Annotated in this window: 2 protein-coding genes; both read left to right on the forward strand. The window is 37.4% G+C overall.

What is annotated here, in order from left to right:
- Positions 1–62: 62 nt before the first annotated feature.
- On the forward strand, positions 63–350 hold the full coding sequence (locus QUA99_RS32980; RefSeq protein WP_333245883.1) for an ISAs1 family transposase: 288 nt from the start codon (positions 63–65) through the stop codon (positions 348–350).
- On the forward strand, positions 307–771 hold the full coding sequence (locus tag QUA99_RS32985) for an ISAs1 family transposase (RefSeq protein ID WP_333245880.1): 465 nt from the start codon (positions 307–309) through the stop codon (positions 769–771). Before QUA99_RS32980 ends, QUA99_RS32985 begins: the two co-directional genes overlap by 44 nt.
- The last annotated feature ends 266 nt before the right edge of the window (positions 772–1,037 follow it).

Below are 1,037 nucleotides of genomic sequence, written 5' to 3' on the forward strand. Positions count from 1 at the left end.
TCATGATACATTGAGCCCTTGTATTTGCTCGAATTGAACCGAAGCAGTTTCAAGAGTGTTTTTTGAGTTGGGTAAATTCAATTACCCCAAAATTGGAGCTAGAAGTCATAGCCATTGATGGCAAAACAATGAAACAATCTTATGACCGGAATCAAAGCCAAAAACCGTTACATATAGTGAGTGCATGGTCGGCGTCCCATCAATTAGTTTTAGGGCAAAAAAAAGTCAATAAAAAATCCAACGAAGTGACAGCGATTCCGGCTTTGTTAGAGCTGCTAGAAATTGAAAAAAGCATAATAACCATCGATGCTCGCTTGGTGTCAGAAAGAAATAGCAGCGCTCATAATTAAGAAGAAAGGAGATTATCTTTTAGCGCTAAAGGGAAATCAAAAACTTCTTCATAAAGACGTAAAAGACTGGTTTGAATTAGCTCGAAAAGAAGAGTTTGCTGGCAGAGAGCATAGCTATTATCAACAAATAGAAGTCGGGCATCATCGAGTTGAAAAAAGACAAATTTGGACTGTGGCCGTCTCGGAGTTGCCATCTCTTCATAATCAATCATTATGGACTGGATTAAAAACGGTTGTGATGGTCGTAAGTGAAAGACGTTTGTGGAATAAAACTACCACAGAAGTTCGGTTTTATTTAAGTAGTTTAGCCAGTAATGCCGAGAAGATTTCTCAAGCAATTCGCAGTCATTGGGGTATTGAAAATAGCTTACATTGGACATTGGATGTTACTTTTTCGCTCAGACAAGAGTCGCATTCGTAAAGATCATTCTCCTGAAAATTTTGCTCTTCTACGGCGTTTAGCTATCAATTTACTGAAACAGGAAAAAGGATTTAAAGGAAGTTTAAAAATGAAGCGGTATCTGGCGGGAATGGATAATAATTATTTAGTGCAAATTTTAGACTCGGCCAGCTAACGCTCGAAAACTCAAACGGATTCCCGATATAAATTGATTCAGCTTTGAGAATTTAGAAGTCCTTAAAGCTCGATTTTAACTGGGTTAATTGCATCAGATTTAAGAGTTTTAA

Source organism: Microcoleus sp. F10-B2, from assembly GCF_036704965.1.
In the GTDB taxonomy this organism is placed as follows: domain Bacteria; phylum Cyanobacteriota; class Cyanobacteriia; order Cyanobacteriales; family Microcoleaceae; genus Microcoleus.